This is a genomic window from Leisingera sp. SA32, assembly GCF_056033425.1.
In genome coordinates this window covers 23,058-42,685 of the sequence record NZ_JBVYHB010000002.1, presented here as the reverse complement: position 1 = coordinate 42,685, position 19,628 = coordinate 23,058, and the positions used below count along the sequence as shown (strand labels likewise).

The following is a 19,628-nucleotide window of genomic DNA, read 5'->3' as shown; positions in this document are numbered from 1 at the left end:
AAACGGGCCACTTGGCTTGGTCTGGCAGTCAGGGTAAGAGGGGCAAGAACGCATTTAATACTGGGCCCGTGCGTACCGCCGGGGCCGCGCAGATCAGGGGCTTTTCATGAGCGACACCGACAGCTTTATCGACGAGGTGACCGAAGAGGTCCGCCGCGACCGGTTCTTCCTTGTGCTGAAACGGTACGGCTGGATCGGTGGCGTTGCCGTGGCGCTGATTGTTGGCGGCGCGGCCTACCGTGAGTACAGCAAGGCACAGGAACTGGCGGCAGCCCAGCAACTGGGGGACCAGATCACCGCGGCGCTGGAGCTGGAAAGCGACACCGCGCAGGCCGAGGCCTTGGCCGCGGTCAGTGCGCAAAGCGCCGGTGGGCGCGCCGTTCTCGCCATGCTGGAAGCGGGCGCATTGGCCAAGGCGGACGACATCACCGGGGCGGTGGCGCAGCTGGAGAACGTGGCAACCGATGCTGAGCTGCCGCTGATCTATCGCCATATCGCCAGCTTCAAGGCGCTGGTGCTGCAAGGCGACAGCTTGAGTACCGACGAACGCCGTCTGCAATATGAAGCGCTGGCGCAACCCGGGGCGCCGCTGGCGCTGCTGGCCGGCGAGCAACTGGCGCTGCTGGACATCGAGGAAGGCAAGGCTGACGCCGCGATCGATCGGTTGCGGGTGATTGCAGCGGATGCCGGTGTCAGCGCGGACTTGAAAGAACGTGCGACGCAGGTGATTGTAGCCCTCGGTGGCTCCGCCGAGGCGGCCGTTACCACCGAAGGGTAACGGGCGCAGCAGGCGCGGCGGCGGACGGACCAGACCGGGCAGACCGGCACAAGGGCACACAGGGGCAGACAGGGCAGGGCCATGACAACATTCACGACTTTTTCCCGCACGCGGGCGCTTTTGTGCGGCACGGCACTGGCCACGCTGCTGGTTGCCTGTTCCGAAGAGGAAATCATCCTGCGCGGCGAGCGCGAGGATATCCGGCCCGAATACGCCACCGAGGTGGTGAATCAGTCCCGCGCCATTTCGCTGCCGCAGCAGACGGCCAACACCAGCTGGCCGCAGGGACATGGTGCTGAGGCCACGCGCACCGCGCATCCGGCCTTGTCGGCGGCGCCACAGCGGATTTGGACCGTTGGCATTGGGGCTGGTGACAGTCGCCGCCAGCGCATCATCGCAACCCCGGTTGTCGGCGGTGGACGTATCTTCACACTGGACAGCGACGCGCAGGTGTCGGCCGTGTCGCCGCAAGGGCAGCTTTTGTGGCAGGCCAAGCTGGTCCCGCCTGCGGATGAGGCGGGGCAAGCGACCGGCGGTGGGCTGGCCTATGATGACGGCGTTCTCTACATCTCCTCGGGCTTTGGGGTGCTGACGGCGCTGGACGCGGCCAGTGGCACCACGATCTGGCGGCAGGAACTTGACGCCACCGGCTCTGGCCAGCCGCGGGTCAGCGGCGGGCTGGTTTATCTGGTGGCCGGGGATGACACCGGCTGGGCGGTGAACACCAAGGATGGCCGGATTGCGTGGCAGGTGGAAGCGGCGCCCTCGCCGTCGAACATCCTGGGCGCACCGGCGCCGGTGGTCTCGCGGGATCTGGCGATCTTTGCCTTTGGATCGGGCGATCTGATTGCCACGTTCCGCCGTGGCGGTCTGCGCCGCTGGAGTGCCTCAGTCTCAGGCCAGCGCACGGGGCGCACCCTGTCGCGGATCAGCGATGTGACAGGCGCGCCGGTGATTGCGGGCAACCGTCTTTATGCCGCCAACAACTCTGGCCGCACCGTGGCAATTGACCTCAACACCGGCGACCGACTGTGGACCGCGCGCGAAGGCGCCAGCGACACGGCCTGGCCTGCGGGGGGCAGCCTGTTTCAGGTGAGCGATCTGAACCAGCTGTTGCGGATAGATGCCGGCACGGGCGAGGTTATCTGGGCCGTGGATCTGCCGGGCTATCTCAAAGACAAGCCGGGCAAGCGCGGCCGCATCCATGTGCATCATGGCCCGGTGCTGGCCGGTGGACAGGTGGTGCTGGCCTCCAGCGATGGGCTGCTGCGGTTCTTCAACCCGCTTGACGGGAGCCTGAGCCGCGCTGTCGAGGTGCCGGGCGGGGCGACAACCGCGCCCGTTGTTGTTGATCGCACGCTTTACGTGGTTTCCTCCAAGGGGGAGCTGTTGGCCTACCGCTGATGCTGGATACTGGCGCTTGTCGCGCAGATGCGCTATGGGGCACAACTTGAGTCGAAGAAAGCTGGTCTGATGTCCTTTACCCTCGCCATCGTGGGCCGTCCCAATGTGGGCAAATCCACCCTGTTCAACCGCCTTGTAGGCAAGAAACTCGCGCTGGTCGACGACCAGCCGGGTGTGACGCGCGACCTGCGCGAGGGCGCGGCGCGGCTGGGGGATCTGCGGTTCACGGTGATCGACACCGCGGGGCTTGAGGACGCCACCGACAACTCGCTGGAGGGGCGCATGCGCCGCCTGACCGAACGCGCGGTGGACATGGCTGACATCTGTCTGTTCATGATCGACGCGCGCACCGGGGTGACGCCGACGGACGAGATTTTTGCCGACATCCTGCGCCGCAAGTCGGCGCATGTGATCCTGGCTGCCAACAAAGCCGAGGGCAACGCGGCCGAAGCCGGTGTGCTGGAAGCCTACGGGCTGGGCCTGGGGGAACCGCTGCGCCTGTCGGGTGAACACGGCGAAGGCATGCCGGATCTTTATGGTATCCTGCAACCGCTGGCCGAAAAATACGAAGCCGAAGCCGAGCGCCACGCACCGGACACTGATGTCGCCGTGGACGAGGAAATCGGCGAGGATGAGGACGAAAACATCCCCGTCCCGACGGACGATAAACCGTTGCAGGTTGCCGTTGTGGGCCGTCCCAATGCGGGCAAATCCACCCTCATCAACAAGATCCTGGGTGAGGAACGGTTGCTGACCGGACCGGAAGCGGGGATCACCCGCGACGCGATCTCGCTTCGCATCAACTGGAATGACGTGCCGATGCGGGTGTTCGACACGGCCGGCATGCGCAAGAAGGCCAAGGTGCAGGAAAAGCTGGAAAAGCTGTCGGTCTCCGATGGTTTGCGCGCGGTCAAATTCGCCGAGGTCGTGGTGGTCTTGCTGGATGCCAGCATCCCGTTCGAACAGCAGGATCTGCGGATCGCCGACCTGGCCGAACGCGAGGGTCGCGCCGTGGTGGTCGCGGTCAACAAATGGGACGCCGAAGAGCACAAGCAGGACAAGCTGCGCGACCTCAAGGAGGCCTTCGGCCGTCTGCTGCCGCAGCTGCGCGGCGCGCCGCTGGTCACCGTGTCGGCCAAGACCGGCAAGGGGCTGGAGCGGCTGCACGATGCGATCATGCGGGCCTATACCACCTGGAACCGCCGTGTGCCGACCGCGGCGTTGAACCGCTGGCTGGTTGGCATGCTGGAACAACACCCGCCGCCGGCCCCGCAGGGCAAGCGGATCAAGCTGCGCTACATGACCCAGGTCAAGAGCCGCCCGCCGGGGTTCGTGGTGATGTGCTCGCATCCTGACAAGTTGCCGGACAGCTACAACCGCTATCTGGTGAATGGCCTGCGCGAGGATTTCGACATGCCAGGCACCCCGATCCGCCTGTATATGCGCGGGCAGGGCGACAAGAACCCCTACAAGGGCAAACGTCAGAAAAACGCGGGCGCGCTGGCCAAACACCTGAACAAACGCGGCGGCTGACGCCTCCCGCCGACGGTCAACTTTGGCGGAAGGTGGCAGACATGGATTGGCAGAGCCTCGTCCGGGAATTCGTGACGTTGTTTGTCGTGATCGATCCGGTGGGGTCGATCCCGGTGTTTCTCTATGCCACCGCCGCGGTGCCGCAGCGGCTGCACCGACAGTTCGCGCTGCGCGCGGTGCTGGCAGCGGCTGGCGTGCTGGCGTTCTTTCTGATTGCAGGGCAATTGCTGCTGGAGGCGATAGGCCTGCGGTTGGGCGCGTTCCAGGTTGCGGGCGGCATTGTGCTGTTTCTGTTTGCGCTGACGATGATCTTTGGCGAGGCCAAGCCGCAGTCAGAGATCGAAGACGCCGAAGACGAAGATCTGTCCGGCGCTGTTTTTCCCCTGGCAATTCCGTCGATCGCATCGCCGGGGGCGATCCTGGCGGTGGTGATCCTGACCGACAACCATGAGACGGCGATCGTCGAACAAGCGACCACCGGCGGGCTGCTGTTGGTGGTGCTGGTGATTACCTTGGTGATCCTGCTGCTGGCGGGGCGGATTGTCCGGCAGATCGGCCGCACCGGTGCCAGCGTGGTCAGCCGCGTGATGGGGCTGATCCTCGCGACCGTGGCGGTGGACGCGGTGCTGCAGGGGCTGGAGCAACTGGGCGTGCTGAGGCTGTCGGCCACGCCATTCTGAAGACCGCAAGCGCCTTCAGATCGGCAGGGCTTGCGTCTTGTAGCTGTGTCGGCAAGACTTACCTTTAGTGCAGAGTGATTTTATGGCCCGAATTCAGCGGGCTGTCATATTCTGCATTTATGAGGTGTCTTATGGATCTAAGGGCACATACACGCGCCTATTGCGTCAGGGATAACCGGCTGGCCGCGCTCAGCTATTTCGGGACATTTGCGGTGTATTTCGGCGCGCTTTGGCTTGCGATCGTGCAGGTTGACCGCTGGTATGTGATGCTGCCTGCGGGGGTGGTCTTTGCCTTTGCCGCGGTGCGGCTGTATGTTCTGCAACACGACACTGGCCATCATTCCCTGTTTGAAACCCGAACCCAGAATGAACTGGCGGGGCACGTGCTGTCGCCCTTCACCTTTGCACCGTTTGAGGTGATGAAGCAGAACCACAACCTGCATCATTCTAACATCGGCAACCTCGAACATCGCGAAACCGGGGAAATCCACACGATGACCCTGCGCGAATGGCGCGCGGCAGGCTTTTGGCAGCGCTTGCAGTATCGGCTTTATCGCAACCCGTTCGTGCTGGTGCCGCTGGGCGCCGCGTTCACCTATTTCATCCGCTATCGCTGGCCCAAGAACACCCGGAAATTCGGTGTCTGGGGGGTGATCCTGCACAATGCGGTGATTGTTGCCTTGCTCGCACTGCTGTATCGGCTGGCGGGGATGACCGGTATCTGGGTGTGGCTGGCGTTTTCATTCCTTGGCGGCATGATCGGGGTGTTTCTAGTCTATCTTCAGCACAACTTCGAGGACACCTATTGGGACCGTCGCCCGGACCTGAGCCCGCAGGTTGCCGCGTTGCAGGGGTCATCCTGTCTGGACTTCGGCTGGCTGTTCGATCTGGCTGTGGCCAATATCACCCTACATGATATTCATCACTACAACGCCCGGATCCCCTCCTACCGGTTGCGGCAGTGTCATTACAGCCTGCCGCAGGACATGGGGCTGCGGCGGATCGGCTTTGGCGAGGCGCTGCGCGCGCTGACGCTGAAGCTGTGGGATGAGGACAAGAAAGCCCTTGTGCCCTTCCCGGAGTGAATGCGGCGGGGCGCGACGCATGGCAAAAAAGGGGTCTTGGCCCCCAAACAACAAGGAAATGGACAGGCATGACACCAGTTCACGAACTACGCGGCGTGGGACCGGCGCTGGCAAAAATTCTGACCGGAAACGGCGTGCGCAGCGCAGAGGACCTGGCCGCGCTGGATGAAGCAAAGCTGCGCGCGATTCCCGGTATCGGCGCGAACCGTGCTGTCAACCTGCGCGCCGCTGCCAAGGCGTCGATACACACGGCGCCGGGCGAGGCGGCGGCGCCGGCGGCCGCTGTGAATGGCAAACCGGTAAACCGGGTCGAGGCTGCGGAAAAGGCGGTTCAGGATGCCCGGCTCAGGGTTGAGATGAAGGCCCGGCTGGCGCGGGCCGAAGCGGCCCGCGTGGCCGCCGAGACCAAAGCAGCCAAGGCCAAGGCCAAGGCGGCCAAGGCCAAGCGAAAGGCGGCCAACTTGGCGGAGGAGTTCGCGGCGGCCAAGGTCAAGGCCAAGCTGAAGGCGAAGAAGGTGAAGGCCAAGGCCAAGAAAGCCATCGAAAAGGAGAAGGCCAAGGCACAGGCCATTCTAGAGACCAAGCAGGCCGCAGAAGCGGGTAAGTCGCTCCCGAAGAAAAAGAAGAAGTCGAAGTCCTGACTGCAAGCTTTTGAGATTATGCAAAAAAAAACCGGCGCCAACAAGCGCCGGTTTGTGTTTTCTGGGTGAGGCCGACCCTCGCCGATACCAGCCGATTTAGGCTGGATCAGACCAGGTTGCCTTCTGCCGTGAGGGTCCGCTTGCCGCCCAGGTAGGGTGCCAGAACCTCCGGCAGGTGCACCGAACCATCAGCTTGCTGGCCGTTCTCGAGTACTGCGATCAGGCAGCGCCCCACTGCGAGGCCAGAGCCGTTCAGCGTATGCAGGAACTGCGGCTTGCCGCCATCGGCAGGCTTGAAGCGCGCGTTCATCCGGCGGGCCTGGAAATCACCGGTGGTCGAGACCGAGGAAATCTCGCGGTAGGCGTTCTGGCCGGGCAACCAGGCTTCGATGTCAAAGGTGCGACGGGCACCAAAACCCATGTCGCCGGTGCACAGCACCACGGTGCGATAGGGGATGTCCAGACGCTCCAGCAGATCCTCGGCGCAGCGCAGCATGCGTTTCTGTTCTGCATCGGAGTGCTCCGGGTGGGTGATCGAGACCATCTCGACCTTCTCGAACTGGTGCTGGCGCAGCATGCCCGAGGTGTCCTTGCCGGCGCTGCCCGCCTCGGAACGGAAGCACTGGGTGTGGGCCGTCAGGCGGATCGGCAGGTCGGCCTCGTTCAGCACCTCACCTGCCACGGAATAGGTCAACGTCACCTCGGAGGTGGGCACCAGCCACCAGCCGTTGGTGGTCTGATAGCTGTCATCACCGAACTTCGGCAGCTTGTCGGTGCCGTACATCGCCTCGTCGCGGACCAGCACCGGAGTCTGAGTCTCCGACAGGCCGTTTTCGTCCACGTGCACATCCAGCATGAACTGCGCCAGCGCGCGGTGGATGCGGGCCACGGCGCCGCGCAGGAAGACGAACCGCGCGCCGCTGGTCTTGGCCGCGGTCTCGAAGTCCATGCCCGCGGCGACGCCGGGGATCTCGAAATGCTCCTTGGCGTCGAACTCCAGCGCCTTCGGCGCGCCCCAGCGGCTTACTTCGACATTGTCGTCCTCATCCGCGCCCTGCGGCACGTCCTCGGCCGGCAGGTTGGGAATGCGGGCCAGCTTGTCGGTCAGCTGCGCGTCAAGCTCCTTGGCTTCGGCGTTCATCGCGGCCACTTCGGCCTTTTTTTCGGCCACCAGCGCGCGCAGGCGTTCAAATTCGGCATCATCGCCGCGGCCCTTGGCAGCACCGACCTCCTTGGAGGCCTTCTTCTGCTCGGACTGAGCGGTTTCCGCCGCCAGGATCTTGGCGCGGCGGGCTTCGTCGAGGGCCAGGATCTCGGATGACACGCCCGCATCCCCACGCCGCGCCAGAGCGGCGTCGAAGGCGGCAGGGTTTTCGCGGATGGCGCGGATGTCATGCATGAGAGTCTCTCCTGGCTTGGAAGCATTTGAATCAGTGGCCCCATCCTATGACGCAGTGATGAACAAAGGGGAAGGGGGGCGCAGCTTCTGCACCGGTGTTGAGGGCGCTGAAGCACACGGAAACCTGGCCCCATGCGACCGCGCATAATGTCAAAGGCCGGGTGCGGGACCCGGCCTTTGCTGTGTCATTCAGCGGCCATCGCCACCATTTGAAGCTGGTGCCGGGGCGGCTGCATGCGGATCTCTCCGGTTAGAAAGTCGGCGTAGTCAAAGGTCAGCTCCGTTCCGGCCGCGACATTGCTCAGCGCCCGGCCCCAGACCCCGTCAGAGAAATCGAGGTTCGGATACATCGAGTGATTCAAAAAGCGGCCTTCGTCGCATTGCAGGATCAAATACCCCGGTCGGCAGGGGTCGGGGAAGCAATAGCGCTCCAAAAACTCCTTTACGGGCGGTTCCACATTGTCCAGCTTGCTCTCTGGGAATGTGGTGTCCAGCATCCTGTCATGCCGCCAGACGATGTCTCCCTTCGTGATGTTTTCATTGCTGAAAACCCCAAGACCTTCGATGGCCGAGGGGGCGAGATAGCAGCGCACCATCATCATGCGCCTGTTCCTTTTCAATAGGACTGGCCGGGCCGCCGTCCGGACCGGAAACTGGGGAAAGACCCCGCGCATGGCGGCGAGCGCAAGAAAAATCAAAGCGCCGAATCACGGCGTTTTGCAACTGAAATCGGCGGCCGGGCGCGGTGGGGGAGCAGTTTCCCGAGCTGCATGCCGCGGACGCAGGCCTCGGGGCTGTCGATCTGCCCTGTCAGCACCGCAGGGTTCCCTTGCAAACCCCCGGTTCAACGCATAGGTTCCGCTGCAAATTTCAGGCGCTAACGTCAGCGCCGCATTGACAGAAGGAATATCCCATGGACGGTGGCGCAGTCGCCCAATTTCTCCCGCTTATCCTGATCTTCGCGATCATGTACTTCCTGCTGATCCGCCCGCAGCAGAAGAAGATGAAAGAACATCAGAAGATGATTGATCAGGTCCGCGTGCGCGACCAGGTGGTGACCCAGGGCGGGCTGATCGGCAAGGTCTCCAAGGTCAAGGAAGATAATGAAATCGAAGTCGAGATTGCCGAAGGCGTAAAGGTGCGCGTTGTCAAATCGACCCTTGCCCAAGTGCTGAGCAAAACCGACCCCGTATCGTGAGCTTGAGCCAATAATAATATGAAAAGGCAGGGCAATGCTGCAAATTGATCTCTGGAAAAGGGGGCTTATCTGGCTGGTCTGTGCGGCTGGTTTGATGCTTGCCCTGCCAAACGGATTTTACACCCGCGTCGAACAGGCCAACGACGCTGCCGCCGACATCATCGCCAAGGGGGAGACGCCGGAGCGGCTGGAAGCAGTCGGCCAGTGGCCCTCCATCCTGCCTTCGGGGCTGGTGAACCTGGGCCTGGATCTGCGCGGTGGCGCGCATTTGCTGGCCGAGGTCAAGGTCTCGGACGTTTACGAGGCGCGTATGGATGCGCTTTGGCCGGAGGTTCGCGACGCGCTGCGCCCCGAACGCGCGACTGTCGGCACCTTCCGGCGCCAGCCCGGCCCGGCGGATCAGATTCGTCTGAGACTGTCGAAACCCGAAGGCATGCCGCGTGCTCTGGAAGTGGTGCGTGGCCTCGCCAATCCGATCACCACACTGACCGGCGTGGGCGCCAATGACATCGAGGTGACGGCACAGGGCGACATCCTGACGGTGCAGCTGAGCGAGGCGGAGAAAATCGCCTCGGATGACCGTACCGTGCGACAGGCGCTGGAGATCGTGCGCCGCCGCATCGACGAGGTCGGCACCCGTGAGCCGACCATTCAGCGGCAGGGCGCCGACCGCATCCTGATCCAGGTGCCGGGCATCGGTTCGGCCTCGGAACTGAAGGCAATCATCGGCACAACCGCGCAGCTGACCTTCAACCCCGTTGTGGGCCGCGGCAGCGATCCGGACGCTGCGGCCGGTATCGGCAACAAAGTCATCCCGTCGCTGGATGAGCAGGGCGTGTATTACACCATCGAATCCGCGGCCGTTGTCACGGGCGAGGATCTGGTGGATGCGCAGCCTGCGTTCGATCAGAACGGCCAGCCGGCGGTCAATTTCCGCTTCAACACATCTGGTGCGCGCCGGTTCGGCGATTACACAGCGGAAAACATCGGTTCGCCTTTTGCCATCGTGCTGGACGATGAGGTGGTCTCTGCCCCGGTGATCCAGTCGCATATTCCGGGCGGTTCCGGCATCATTACCGGCAACTTTACCATCGAGGAAAGCACCAACCTGGCCGTGCTGCTGCGTGCAGGCGCGCTGCCGGCCGAGCTGGAGTTCCTGGAAGAGCGCACCATTGGCCCAGAACTGGGCCAGGACAGCATTGATGCGGGCAAGATCGCCACCATCGTCGCCTTTATCGCGGTGCTGGTGTTCATGGTGCTCAGCTATGGTTTGTTTGGCCTGTTTGCCAATGTGGCGCTGGTGCTGAACATCGCGCTGATCTTCGGTATGCTCAGCCTCATTGGCGGCACGCTGACGCTGCCGGGCATTGCGGGCATCGTGTTGACGGTCGGCATGGCGGTGGACGCCAACGTGCTGATCTTTGAACGGATCCGCGAAGAGCTGAAGGCAGGGCGCGGTCCCGCTCGGGCCATCGACGAAGGCTATTCCAAGGCGCTGAGCGCCATTCTTGACGCCAATATCACCACCTTTATCACCGCGGTGATCCTCTTCGCCATGGGTTCTGGCCCGGTACGCGGTTTTGCGATCACGCTTGGTCTCGGGATTCTGACCTCGGTGTTTACCGCGATCTTTGTCACCCGGCTGATCATTGTGATGTGGTTCGAACGGCGTCGTCCGAAAACGATTGAGGTATAAGATGCGGCTGAAACTTGTTCCCGAGAAGACCTCGTTCGATTTCTTCAAACGTTCCAAGCTGTGGCTGGGCATCTCTGCGCTGATGATGGTGGTGGCGCTGGTCTCCTTCTTTTTGCAGGGGCTTAACTTCGGCATCGACTTCCGCGGCGGCACCACAATCCGCACCGAGGCATCCGAATCGGTGGATGTCGGCCTCTATCGTGACGCTTTGGCGGTGCATGAGCTGGGCGATGTGACCATCACCGAGGTCTTTGACCCGACATTTGAAGCGGATCAGCATGTCGCCATGATCCGAATTCAGGCGCAGGACGACGGCGAAGCGATCTCAGGCGAGATGATCGAGGGGCTGAAGGTCACACTGGATTCGGTTGCGCCGGGTATCAAATTCGTCTCGGTCGAATCCGTAGGTCCCAAGGTCTCGGGCGAGCTGATCCAGACCGCGGTTATCGCGGTGGCGCTGGCGATCGGGGCGGTGCTGATTTACATCTGGTTGCGGTTCGAGTGGCAGTTCGCCCTCGGCGCCGTGGCGGCGCTGGTGCATGACGTGGTGCTGACCATCGGCGTGTTCTCCGAGCTGCAGATCAAGTTCGACCTCGCAATCATCGCGGCCTTGCTGACCATCGTGGGCTATTCTCTGAACGATACCGTGGTGGTGTTCGACCGCGTCCGCGAGAACCTGCGCCGCTACAAGAAGAAAGACCTGGCGGAGGTGCTGAACATCTCAATCAACGAGACGCTCAGCCGGACGGTGATGACCTCTGTCACCACGCTCTTGGCGCTGATCTCTCTGTATGTGCTGGGCGGCGATGTGATCCGCGGCTTTGTCTTTGCGATGATTTGGGGCGTGGTTGTCGGCACCTATTCCTCGGTGTTCGTGGCCTCCACCATCCTGCTCAAACTTGGGGTGAAACGCGACTGGTCCAAGCCCAGCAACACGTCCGGAAACCAGTTTGCCAATATTGATGCCTGAATGGGCGCACGCGCTTGCACAGGGGGCCGCAGGGGACACCCGCGGCCCTTTTGCTGTTTTGGTATCGGCTATTCCCCGCTGCTGGTGTGCATGGTAACCAACGGCACGTCATGACAAACAGCGGAGTCCAAGCAATGCGGCTGAACGAAGTGAGCTACAGCGATGCGCAGCCGGTCGATGGCTATGGTGCGGGGTTCTTCCGCATCGGCGGGCAAGTGCATCAGGGGGCCGTGCTGACCTCCGGCGCGGGAACAGCCGCCTGGGGTGGGCTTGAGGATGACTCGCCATTGCTGACCCTGGCCGGTCAGGTGGATGTGCTGTTCATCGGCACCGGCGCAGAGGTGGCGCATATACCCGCCGCCTTGCGCCAGTCGCTGGAGGCGGCTGGTTTGGGGGTTGAAAGCATGAACTCGCCTGCCGCCTGTCGTACCTACAACGTCTTGCTGTCCGAGGGTCGCCGCATCGCGCTGGCGGCGTTGCCGGTCTGAGTTTAAAGACGCATTTGACCTGCCGCAAAGCCGACAGGCAGGGGTGCTTTATGGATACGCGCGAACGGTTTGACAGGCGGGCCTGATGACATTGCAAGTGACGGATCTGGGCGTGGCGCGCGGAGGCCTGCCGGTGTTGGAGGGGCTGAGCTTTGTCTTGCATCCCGGCAGCGCGCTGATCCTGCGCGGCCCGAACGGCATCGGCAAGACCACGCTGCTGCGGACCATCGCCGGTTTGCAGCCGCCGCTTGCGGGCCGGATCGACGGCGCCGAGGATCAGGTTGCCTATGCCGCCCATTCCGACGGGCTGAAACCGACACTGACGGTCGCGGAAAACCTGACCTTCTGGGCCAGCGTCTTTGGCCAGAACGGGATTGACGTGGCGCTGGACACCTTTGATCTGCAACCCTTGCGCGACCGTGCAGCCGGGGCCTTGTCGGCGGGGCAGAAACGCCGGCTGGGGCTCAGCCGGATGCTGGTCACCGGTCGGCCGGTCTGGATCATGGACGAACCCACGGTGAGTCTCGACGCGGCTTCGGTGGAAATGTTCGCCGCGGCTGTGCGAGCGCATCTGGGGCAGGGCGGTTCTGCGCTGATTGCCACCCACATTGATCTGGGGTTGGAGGCCGAGGTGCTGGATGCGGGTCGTTTCAAGGCCGCGCCGCCCGCGCTGGACGATTTCGACGGAGGCTTCCTGTGATTGCACTCTTGCTGCGGGATCTGAAACTGGCGCTGCGTGCGGGCGGTGGTTTCGGGCTGGGGCTGGCGTTTTTCCTGATTGTCACCGTGATGGTGCCGTTCTCCGTTGGCCCGCAGTCTGACCTTCTGGCCCGCATCGCGCCCGGTGTTCTGTGGCTGGGGGCGCTGCTGGCCTGCTTGTTGTCGTTGGACCGCCTGCTGGCGCTGGACTGGGAGGACGGCTCGCTGGACCTGTTGGCGACGGCACCCTTGCCGCTGGAAGGCACCGTCAGCATCAAGGCGCTGGCGCATTGGATCACCACCGGGCTGCCACTGGTTCTGGCCGCGCCGGTGCTGGGCGTGCTGCTGAGCCTGCCTCTGCACGGCGCCCTGTGGCTGGTGGTATCGCTGCTTTTGGGAACGCCCGCCCTCAGCGTCATCGGCACCTTTGGTGCTGCGCTGACGGTGGGGCTAAAGCGCGGCGGGCTGCTGTTGTCGCTGCTGGTGATGCCGATGTATATGCCGACGCTGATCTTTGGCGCCGAGGTGGCCCGGCGCGGGGCAGAGGGGCTGGCGGTGCAGACGCCGCTGCTGCTGCTGGCAGGGATCTCGGCTGCCGCCGTCGCCCTGTTGCCCTTTGCCAGCGCCGCCGTGCTGCGCGTCAATTTGCGCTAGCGCATATGACCCGCGCAGCGATTGAGAAATCTGAGAACAAGAGCTAAATAGCCACCATGTCGATCTGGGAATACGCCAACCCGAAGAAGTTCCTGTCCACCACCGAGAAGGTGATGCCGGCCTTGTGGATCAGCTCAGCTGTGCTGATCTGCGTCGGCCTGGCCTGGGGGTTCTTCTTTACGCCGGATGATTACCGTCAGGGATCCACCGTCAAGATCATCTTCCTGCATGTGCCGTCGGCGCTGATGGCGATCAATGCCTGGTTCATGATGCTGGTGACATCGCTGGTCTGGGTGATCCGGCGCCACCATGTCAGTGCGCTGGCCGCTCGGGCGGCGGCCCCTGTTGGTGTGATCATGACGGTTATTGCGCTGGTGACTGGCGCGATCTGGGGGCAGCCGATGTGGGGCACCTGGTGGGCTTGGGATCCGCGGTTGACCTCCTTCTTGGTGTTGTTTCTGTTCTACCTTGGCTACATCGCCCTGTGGGAGGCGATTGATAACCCTGATACCGCGGCAGACCTGACCTCAATACTGTGCCTGGTGGGTTCGGTCTTTGCGGTGCTCAGCCGCTATGCCGTGAATTTCTGGAACCAGGGGCTGCACCAAGGCGCGTCGCTGTCGCTGGACAAGAAAGAGAACGTGGCCGATGCCTTTTCCAACCCGCTCTATGTCTGCATGGCGGGGTTTGTGCTGTTGTTCATCGCCTTGGTGTTTTATCGCACCGGAACCGAAATCCGTGCCCGGCGCATCAAGGCGCTGATGGCGCGGGAAAGGCTGGAGGCCTGATGCCCGATCTTGGAAAATATGCGGATGCAGTGTTGTCGGCCTATGCGGCCTCTCTGATCCTGCTTGCGGCACTGGTGCTGCTGACCCTGTGGCGCGGTCGCAAGGTGCGGCGCGAGATGGAAACCCTGGAAGCCCGGATCAAACGCAATGGCTAAGATTTCACCGCTGATGGCGGTTCCCGGCGTGGTGTTTGCAGGTTTCGTCGGCCTGGCGCTGGTGGGCATGTTCCGCGAAGATCCGGACAGCCTGCCGTCGGCGCGGGAGGGCCAGCCTGCGCCGCCTGTTGTGCTGGAGGACTTCCCCGGCAAGCAGATGTTCAGCGATGAGACGCTGCGGGATGGCAAGGTGAAGCTGGTCAACTACTGGGCCAGCTGGTGCGCGCCGTGCCGCGCCGAACATCCCAATCTCGAGGCGCTCTCGTCCGAGGGCATTCCGGTTTACGGCGTCAATTACAAAGACCAGCTGGCCAATGCCGATGCCTTCCTGAAAGAGTTGGGCGATCCCTACGCGGCGGTCGGACGCGATGAAAAGGGACGTATGGCGATCGACTGGGGTCTGTATGGCGTGCCGGAAACCTATGTGATCGACGGCGATGGCACCATCATCCTGCGATGGGCCGGCCCGATTACCAGCCAGGTGATCGACAGCAAGCTGCGTCCGGCCATGGCGCGCGCTGCCAACAACTGAACGGCTTCTGATCGTGATGTTAGGTCCGGCGCGCTAGGCCGCCGCCAAGGGCTGGTAGCTGCGGATCTCGGGATCCTCGGCCACATGGTTCAACACGATGCCGAAATCCGGCTGCTCCGCCCGCCAGCTGAGGTAGGCGTTGAAAGCGTCGGCATTTTCCCAATGCGAGATGACCGTCAGCTCATCGCGGTCCGGCGCCAGCAAAATTTCGACGGTCAGACATCCATCATGGCCGCGAGCCTCGCGGGCAACGTATTCCATTCGGGCGGCGAGGTCGGCCAGTTGGCCGGGTCGGGACCGCATGGTGATGATAACGGTTTCCTGCATGAAACCCTCCGCCTGACAATTGTGTTGACGGATTTAACATCCATTTTCAAAGAACAGGTAAATCATCCAAACGCTTTAGCGCCATTGAAACCGCTAGGGGACAGCGAAGCTGCGGAACTCCTGCTCCCGACGCATGGTGGCGCTGCGCGCGTCAAGATCACCGCGGTCGGCACGCCAGACGAGGTAATGCTCGAGGTCTGCGTTGCTCTGCCACAGATGAAAGATCAGCACCTCATGCCGGTCCCGGTTTACGCCCACGTGGGCCTGCAGACAGCCGGGAAAGGCCCGGGTTTCGGGCAGCATGGCCTCAATCTCCGCCACATGGGCGTCGAATGTTTCCACCTCCGGGTAGATGATGGCAACGACGGCTTCTTTCATAGGGCTAGACCTGTCCTGCTTTTTGGACTGCAAAGACTGAAGAATTTGCCGATCGTCAACGGTCGCACGGCGGTGCGATGGGGCCTAGCATAAAAAATGTCGCAGGTGCTACGCGTCAGGGTTGAATGCCGCCCGTTAGCCTGCGAACCTGCCAGCCAGAAGGCGCAACTGCATGCCTGCGGCGATATTGGCGAAGGCGAAACAGGGGCAGATGCAGACGATAGCCTTGCCCCGTTCGGTATTAAAAAAGGAGAGGCCCGTGGCCTTGTGGAAATGTCTGAGCGGTCTTGTTTCCACCGCCGCTGTTATGGTTGGACTGCTGTGCACCGCTGTCCGCGCCGAAACCCGGCTCACGTTCTGTTTTGACCCCTATCCGCCCTACACCTATGCGTCCGACGGCAAGATCACCGGCGGTCTCAAGGTCGATTTGCTGCAAGCGGTCGTCTCGCGGATCGACGGGCTGAGCGCCGAGGTCCAGATGTTGCCTTGGAAACGCTGCCAGGTCCAGGCCGAAGCCGGCAATGTCGACGGCATCCTGCCGCTGTTCAAGAGCCCGGCACGCGAACGTTTTTTGGCGTTCTCTGACGACACCTTCCATGAGACCTACAATTTCTGGTTCAGCCGGGCGCGTTTTCCCGATGGGTTTGAATGGGATGGCAAGATGGAGAGCGTCGCAGGTCTGCGGCTGGGCGTGCTCACCGGTGCATTTGTCTCGCAGGAACTGGAAGCGGGGCTTGGCAGTGACAAGTCGATCGTCTGGGTCAAGGACATCGACAGCCTGATGCAGATGCTGAAGTTCGGCCGCGTGGATCTGGCGGTTTCAGATCGGCTGGTGGGGCATCACACGGTGCGCCTGAAGGGGTGGGACGACAGTCTGCAACCTGTCGAGCGGGACATTACCAGCAAACCCTCTCATTTCGGTTTGTCGCGCCTTACGGGGGCGGATGCCTATCTCGATGAGTTCAACCGTGTCATCGCCGAGCTGAAGCAGGATGGGACAATCGAGGCCCTGCTGTCGAGCAACCGCTGACCGGCATGGCTGGCAAAAAATCCCCTGCTACGGCGTGACATCCACCGCGTGATGACCTGAGCCTGAGCCTGACTGACCCGCGCGCGTACCCGCTGCGCGGCCACCGGTTTGGTCAGCCGCACCGCGGCGGTACGGGCCCAGCTACGGGCATCAGTGTCGGGCCGCCTGAGGCTGGCCCAGTCGGGCCGCTGCGCCGGGCTGGACCCGGCGCATCCAGATGGCTGCTGTGCTCAGTCCTTGGCAAGATTGCGCAGCACGTAGTGCAGCACCCCGCCGTGCTCGATGTATTCCTTTTCAGGTGCGGTATCGATCCGGCATTTCAGGGTGATGGTTTTGGACGTACCATCCGCATAGGTGATGTCGCATGGCACCTCCTGCTGCGGCTCGATGGTGTCCAGCCCGCGGATCGACACAGTTTCCTCCCCGGTCAGGCCCAGCGTCTTGCGGGTGTCCCCGCCGGTGAACTCAAACGGGATGACGCCCATGCCAACCAGGTTGGAGCGGTGGATGCGCTCAAAGCTTTCGGAGATCACAGCCTTGACACCCAACAGCGCCGTGCCTTTGGCCGCCCAGTCGCGCGAGGAGCCTGCACCGTATTGTTCGCCGCCAAAGACCACCAGCGGCGTGCCGTTCGCCTGATGCGCCATCGACGCCTCGTAGACAGAGGTCTGCTGCCCGTCCGGCCCCTTGGTATAGCCGCCCTCGACCCCGTCCAGAATCTCGTTCTTGATGCGGATGTTGGCAAAGGTGCCGCGCATCATGATCTCATGATTGCCACGGCGTGACCCATAGGAATTGAACTCGCGGGGTTGCACCTGGCGGTCCAGCAGGTACTGGCCCGCCGGGCTGGTGCTGGCAAAGGAACCCGCGGGCGAGATGTGATCCGTCGTTACCATGTCGCCCAGCATCAACAGCACCTTGGCGCCTTCGATATTCTCGATGGTGCCCGGCTCCGGTCCCATGTCCTGGAAATAGGGCGGGTTCTGGATGTAGGTCGAATGGGCGGGCCAGTCATAGGTCTCTGCATCGGTGACCGATACCGCCTGCCATTTCTCGTCCCCCTTGAACACGTCGGCGTATTTCGATTTGAACGCCTCGCGGGTGACTGTCTGTTCGACCAGATCGGCAATTTCCTTCTGGCTGGGCCAAATGTCTTTCAGGTAGACGTCCTTGCCGTCCTTGTCCTGACCCAGCGGGGCGGTGGTGATGTCGACGTTCATGTCGCCCACCAGCGCGTAGGCGACCACCAGCGGCGGCGAGGCGAGGTAGTTCGCGCGCACATCCGGGCTGATGCGGCCCTCGAAGTTGCGGTTGCCCGACAGCACCGACACGCCAATCAGGTCATGGTCATTGATACATTTGGAGATCTCTTCGGCCAGCGGGCCGGAGTTGCCGATACAGGTGGTACAGCCATACCCCACCAGGTTGAATCCGATGGCGTCCAGATGCTGCTGAAGGTCCGCTTGCTCCAGATATTGCGACACCACCTGGGAGCCGGGCGCCAGGGAGGTCTTGACCCAGGGCTTGCGGGTCAGGCCCCGCTCATGCGCCTTCTTCGCGACCAGGCCGGCACCAATCATCACATAGGGGTTGGACGTATTGGTGCAAGAGGTGATCGAGGCAATCACGATGGAGCCGTCATGCAGCTGGTAGTTGCCGTTGTCCGTGGTCACGTAGCCCATCTTGTGATGGCCTTCATTGCCGGGAATGTCCTGCGGTTCGGGCTGGCCACCCTCGGCCTCCCAGCGCCCCTCGGCACGGTCGGTGGCATCCTTGGCACTGCGCTGCCCTTCGACGTATTTGTGAAAGGTCGTCGCGGCGGCATCCAGCGCGATATAGTCCTGCGGCCGTTTGGGGCCGGAGATCGCGGGCACGATGGTGCCCATGTCGAGGCTCAGCGTATCGGTGTAGACGGGGGCGTAATCGGCATCGCGCCACAGGCCGTTCTCGCGGGCATAGGCCTCCACCAGGGCGATGCGGTCCTCGTCGCGGCCGGTGTTGCGCAGGTAGCGCAGCGTTTCGTTGTCGATCGGGAAGAAGCCGCAGGTGGCGCCGTATTCAGGCGCCATGTTGGCAATCGTTGCCCGGTCGGCCAACGGCAGCCGGTCCAGACCGTCGCCATAAAATTCCACGAACTTGCCGACGACACCCTTGGCGCGCAGCATCTCCACCACTTTCAGCACCAGGTCGGTCCCCGTGGTGCCCTCGGTCATCTCGCCGGTCAGCTCAAACCCGATGACCTCAGGGATCAGCATGGAAATCGGCTGACCCAGCATCGCGGCTTCGGCCTCGATACCGCCAACCCCCCAGCCCAGCACCGCGGCGCCGTTGACCATGGTGGTGTGGCTGTCGGTGCCGACGAGCGTGTCGGGATAGGCAACCTCCTCGCCGTTTTGGTCAGTGTCGGTCCAGACCGTCTGGGCCAGGTATTCCAGGTTCACCTGATGGCAGATGCCAGTGCCCGGCGGCACAACGCGGAAGTTGTCGAACGCGGTCTGGCCCCATTTCAGGAACTGGTAGCGCTCCATGTTGCGCTCATACTCGCGGTCGACGTTCATCTGGAACGCACGCGGGTTGCCGAACTCGTCGATCATCACCGAGTGGTCGATGACCAGATCAACCGGCACCAGCGGGTTGATCTTGGCGGCCGACCCTTTGAGCCCGACAATGCCGTCGCGCATGGCGGCCAGGTCCACCACCGCGGGAACGCCGGTGAAATCCTGCATCAGCACGCGGGCAGGGCGATAGGCGATCTCGCGCGGGTTGCGCCCGCCCTGTTCGGCCCATGTGCCAAAGGCGCGGATGTCATCGGTGGAGACTGAAAAGCCGCCATCCTCGAACCGCAGCATGTTCTCCAGCACCACGCGCAATGCGGCGGGCAGTTTGGAGAAATCGCCAAGCCCGGCCTGCGATGCGGCGGGAATGGAATAGAAGGAAACGGATGTCCCGTTAACGGTGAGCGTCTTGCGCGCCTTGGCAGTGTCTTGTCCGACGGTGATAGGCATGTTGGCCTCCCTTCGAGAGCAGCATGAGGGATTTCGCTACCCAAATTTCTGCCAAAGGCGCGGCGGGCTTTCAATAGGTCTGTGGCAATCAGACCGCCGAAGCGGCAATTCTTTGCGTTTTTTGGATTTTTGGGTCTTATCGTGACCTCAAAAATGATTGATTGGCAAAATCACTGACACCGCAGTAA

21 protein-coding genes are annotated in these 19,628 nt (G+C 62.6%); 16 read left to right on the top strand and 5 right to left on the bottom strand.

Features of this window, described 5'->3' with window-relative positions; genetic code table 11:
• The first annotated feature begins 106 nt into the window (after window positions 1-106).
• The 6 genes from AC0IPL_RS02815 to AC0IPL_RS02790 all read left to right on the top strand — a co-directional run bounded on the left by AC0IPL_RS02815 (window position 107) and on the right by AC0IPL_RS02790 (window position 6,121).
• Window positions 107-778 (top strand): hypothetical protein, encoded by a 672-nt coding sequence (locus AC0IPL_RS02815; protein WP_474272062.1) that lies wholly within the window; start codon window positions 107-109, stop codon window positions 776-778.
• An 81-nt stretch (window positions 779-859) separates the two neighbouring features.
• The gene (locus tag AC0IPL_RS02810; RefSeq protein WP_474272060.1) at window positions 860-2,182 is read left to right on the top strand and encodes a PQQ-like beta-propeller repeat protein; all 1,323 of its coding nucleotides are present in this window, start codon (window positions 860-862) and stop codon (window positions 2,180-2,182) included.
• Window positions 2,183-2,251: 69 nt separating this feature from the next.
• Window positions 2,252-3,715, top strand: coding sequence for a ribosome biogenesis GTPase Der (gene der / locus AC0IPL_RS02805; RefSeq protein ID WP_474272058.1), 1,464 nt, complete (start codon window positions 2,252-2,254; stop codon window positions 3,713-3,715).
• Window positions 3,716-3,756: 41 nt separating this feature from the next.
• Window positions 3,757-4,395 carry a MarC family protein gene (locus AC0IPL_RS02800; RefSeq protein WP_474272056.1) on the top strand — a complete coding sequence of 213 codons (639 nt, stop codon included), beginning with the start codon at window positions 3,757-3,759 and terminating at the stop codon, window positions 4,393-4,395.
• Window positions 4,396-4,526: 131 nt separating this feature from the next.
• Entirely contained in the window at window positions 4,527-5,480 is a 954-nt protein-coding gene (locus AC0IPL_RS02795; protein ID WP_474272054.1) for a fatty acid desaturase, read from the top strand.
• A 68-nt stretch (window positions 5,481-5,548) separates the two neighbouring features.
• Complete coding sequence (locus AC0IPL_RS02790) at window positions 5,549-6,121, top strand: helix-hairpin-helix domain-containing protein (RefSeq protein ID WP_474272051.1); 573 nt, start codon at window positions 5,549-5,551, stop codon at window positions 6,119-6,121.
• A gap of 106 nt (window positions 6,122-6,227) precedes the next feature.
• Here AC0IPL_RS02790 and serS read toward each other — a convergent pair whose 3' ends face one another.
• Window positions 6,228-7,520, bottom strand: a complete 1,293-nt coding sequence (gene serS / locus AC0IPL_RS02785) for a serine--tRNA ligase (protein WP_474272050.1) — start codon at window positions 7,518-7,520, stop codon at window positions 6,228-6,230.
• Between the two features lie 185 nt (window positions 7,521-7,705).
• Entirely contained in the window at window positions 7,706-8,122 is a 417-nt protein-coding gene (locus AC0IPL_RS02780; RefSeq protein WP_474272047.1) for an SET domain-containing protein, read from the bottom strand.
• 311 nt (window positions 8,123-8,433) lie between these two features.
• On the opposite strand from AC0IPL_RS02780, the gene yajC reads away from it, so the two are divergent.
• The 9 genes from yajC (at window position 8,434) to AC0IPL_RS02735 (ending at window position 14,700) form a co-directional block, all read left to right on the top strand.
• A complete protein-coding gene (yajC, locus tag AC0IPL_RS02775; RefSeq protein ID WP_474272045.1) occupies window positions 8,434-8,718 on the top strand; it encodes a preprotein translocase subunit YajC in 285 nt (94 codons plus the stop codon).
• Between the two features lie 34 nt (window positions 8,719-8,752).
• Entirely contained in the window at window positions 8,753-10,414 is a 1,662-nt protein-coding gene (secD, locus tag AC0IPL_RS02770) for a protein translocase subunit SecD (protein ID WP_474272043.1), read from the top strand.
• A gap of 1 nt (window position 10,415) precedes the next feature.
• Entirely contained in the window at window positions 10,416-11,384 is a 969-nt protein-coding gene (secF, locus tag AC0IPL_RS02765) for a protein translocase subunit SecF (RefSeq protein WP_474272042.1), read from the top strand.
• 134 nt (window positions 11,385-11,518) lie between these two features.
• Complete coding sequence (locus AC0IPL_RS02760; RefSeq protein WP_474272040.1) at window positions 11,519-11,872, top strand: Mth938-like domain-containing protein; 354 nt, start codon at window positions 11,519-11,521, stop codon at window positions 11,870-11,872.
• 85 nt (window positions 11,873-11,957) lie between these two features.
• Window positions 11,958-12,572, top strand: a complete 615-nt coding sequence (gene ccmA / locus AC0IPL_RS02755) for a heme ABC exporter ATP-binding protein CcmA (protein WP_474272038.1) — start codon at window positions 11,958-11,960, stop codon at window positions 12,570-12,572.
• Entirely contained in the window at window positions 12,569-13,225 is a 657-nt protein-coding gene (ccmB, locus tag AC0IPL_RS02750; protein ID WP_474272036.1) for a heme exporter protein CcmB, read from the top strand. Before ccmA ends, ccmB begins: the two co-directional genes overlap by 4 nt.
• A gap of 56 nt (window positions 13,226-13,281) precedes the next feature.
• Window positions 13,282-14,013, top strand: coding sequence for a heme ABC transporter permease (locus tag AC0IPL_RS02745; RefSeq protein ID WP_474272034.1), 732 nt, complete (start codon window positions 13,282-13,284; stop codon window positions 14,011-14,013).
• Window positions 14,013-14,168, top strand: coding sequence for a heme exporter protein CcmD (ccmD, locus tag AC0IPL_RS02740; RefSeq protein WP_474272033.1), 156 nt, complete (start codon window positions 14,013-14,015; stop codon window positions 14,166-14,168). Before AC0IPL_RS02745 ends, ccmD begins: the two co-directional genes overlap by 1 nt.
• Window positions 14,161-14,700 carry a DsbE family thiol:disulfide interchange protein gene (locus AC0IPL_RS02735; RefSeq protein ID WP_474272031.1) on the top strand — a complete coding sequence of 180 codons (540 nt, stop codon included), beginning with the start codon at window positions 14,161-14,163 and terminating at the stop codon, window positions 14,698-14,700. The genes ccmD and AC0IPL_RS02735 overlap by 8 nt, the downstream gene beginning before the upstream one ends.
• A gap of 33 nt (window positions 14,701-14,733) precedes the next feature.
• Here the strand turns inward: AC0IPL_RS02735 and AC0IPL_RS02730 are convergent, their stop codons facing one another.
• On the bottom strand, window positions 14,734-15,027 hold the full coding sequence (locus AC0IPL_RS02730; protein WP_474272029.1) for a putative quinol monooxygenase: 294 nt from the start codon (window positions 15,025-15,027) through the stop codon (window positions 14,734-14,736).
• A gap of 93 nt (window positions 15,028-15,120) precedes the next feature.
• Window positions 15,121-15,405 carry an antibiotic biosynthesis monooxygenase gene (locus tag AC0IPL_RS02725; RefSeq protein ID WP_474272027.1) on the bottom strand — a complete coding sequence of 95 codons (285 nt, stop codon included), beginning with the start codon at window positions 15,403-15,405 and terminating at the stop codon, window positions 15,121-15,123.
• A 259-nt stretch (window positions 15,406-15,664) separates the two neighbouring features.
• Here AC0IPL_RS02725 and AC0IPL_RS02720 point away from each other — a divergent pair, with 259 nt between their 5' ends.
• The gene (locus AC0IPL_RS02720; RefSeq protein ID WP_474272024.1) at window positions 15,665-16,435 is read left to right on the top strand and encodes a substrate-binding periplasmic protein; all 771 of its coding nucleotides are present in this window, start codon (window positions 15,665-15,667) and stop codon (window positions 16,433-16,435) included.
• 230 nt (window positions 16,436-16,665) lie between these two features.
• On the opposite strand, the gene acnA is transcribed toward AC0IPL_RS02720, so the two are convergent.
• Entirely contained in the window at window positions 16,666-19,440 is a 2,775-nt protein-coding gene (gene acnA / locus AC0IPL_RS02715) for an aconitate hydratase AcnA (RefSeq protein WP_474272022.1), read from the bottom strand.
• Window positions 19,441-19,628 lie beyond the last annotated feature (188 nt).

Bases quoted from the DNA above. Each gene is read 5' to 3' on its own strand.
- AC0IPL_RS02725 (WP_474272027.1), bottom strand. From the start codon at position 15,405: ATGAAAGAAGCCGTCGTTGCCATCATCTACCCGGAGGTGGAAACATTC.
- AC0IPL_RS02810 (WP_474272060.1), top strand. From the start codon at position 860: ATGACAACATTCACGACTTTTTCCCGCACGCGGGCGCTTTTGTGCGGC.
- AC0IPL_RS02790 (WP_474272051.1), top strand. From the start codon at position 5,549: ATGACACCAGTTCACGAACTACGCGGCGTGGGACCGGCGCTGGCAAAA.
- yajC (WP_474272045.1), top strand. From the start codon at position 8,434: ATGGACGGTGGCGCAGTCGCCCAATTTCTCCCGCTTATCCTGATCTTC.
- AC0IPL_RS02760 (WP_474272040.1), top strand. From the start codon at position 11,519: ATGCGGCTGAACGAAGTGAGCTACAGCGATGCGCAGCCGGTCGATGGC.
- ccmA (WP_474272038.1), top strand. From the start codon at position 11,958: ATGACATTGCAAGTGACGGATCTGGGCGTGGCGCGCGGAGGCCTGCCG.
- secD (WP_474272043.1), top strand. From the start codon at position 8,753: ATGCTGCAAATTGATCTCTGGAAAAGGGGGCTTATCTGGCTGGTCTGT.
- AC0IPL_RS02745 (WP_474272034.1), top strand. From the start codon at position 13,282: ATGTCGATCTGGGAATACGCCAACCCGAAGAAGTTCCTGTCCACCACC.
- der (WP_474272058.1), top strand. From the start codon at position 2,252: ATGTCCTTTACCCTCGCCATCGTGGGCCGTCCCAATGTGGGCAAATCC.
- AC0IPL_RS02780 (WP_474272047.1), bottom strand. From the start codon at position 8,122: ATGATGATGGTGCGCTGCTATCTCGCCCCCTCGGCCATCGAAGGTCTT.
- AC0IPL_RS02730 (WP_474272029.1), bottom strand. From the start codon at position 15,027: ATGCAGGAAACCGTTATCATCACCATGCGGTCCCGACCCGGCCAACTG.
- AC0IPL_RS02815 (WP_474272062.1), top strand. From the start codon at position 107: ATGAGCGACACCGACAGCTTTATCGACGAGGTGACCGAAGAGGTCCGC.
- secF (WP_474272042.1), top strand. From the start codon at position 10,416: ATGCGGCTGAAACTTGTTCCCGAGAAGACCTCGTTCGATTTCTTCAAA.
- AC0IPL_RS02735 (WP_474272031.1), top strand. From the start codon at position 14,161: ATGGCTAAGATTTCACCGCTGATGGCGGTTCCCGGCGTGGTGTTTGCA.
- ccmD (WP_474272033.1), top strand. From the start codon at position 14,013: ATGCCCGATCTTGGAAAATATGCGGATGCAGTGTTGTCGGCCTATGCG.
- acnA (WP_474272022.1), bottom strand. From the start codon at position 19,440: ATGCCTATCACCGTCGGACAAGACACTGCCAAGGCGCGCAAGACGCTC.
- AC0IPL_RS02795 (WP_474272054.1), top strand. From the start codon at position 4,527: ATGGATCTAAGGGCACATACACGCGCCTATTGCGTCAGGGATAACCGG.
- serS (WP_474272050.1), bottom strand. From the start codon at position 7,520: ATGCATGACATCCGCGCCATCCGCGAAAACCCTGCCGCCTTCGACGCC.
- AC0IPL_RS02800 (WP_474272056.1), top strand. From the start codon at position 3,757: ATGGATTGGCAGAGCCTCGTCCGGGAATTCGTGACGTTGTTTGTCGTG.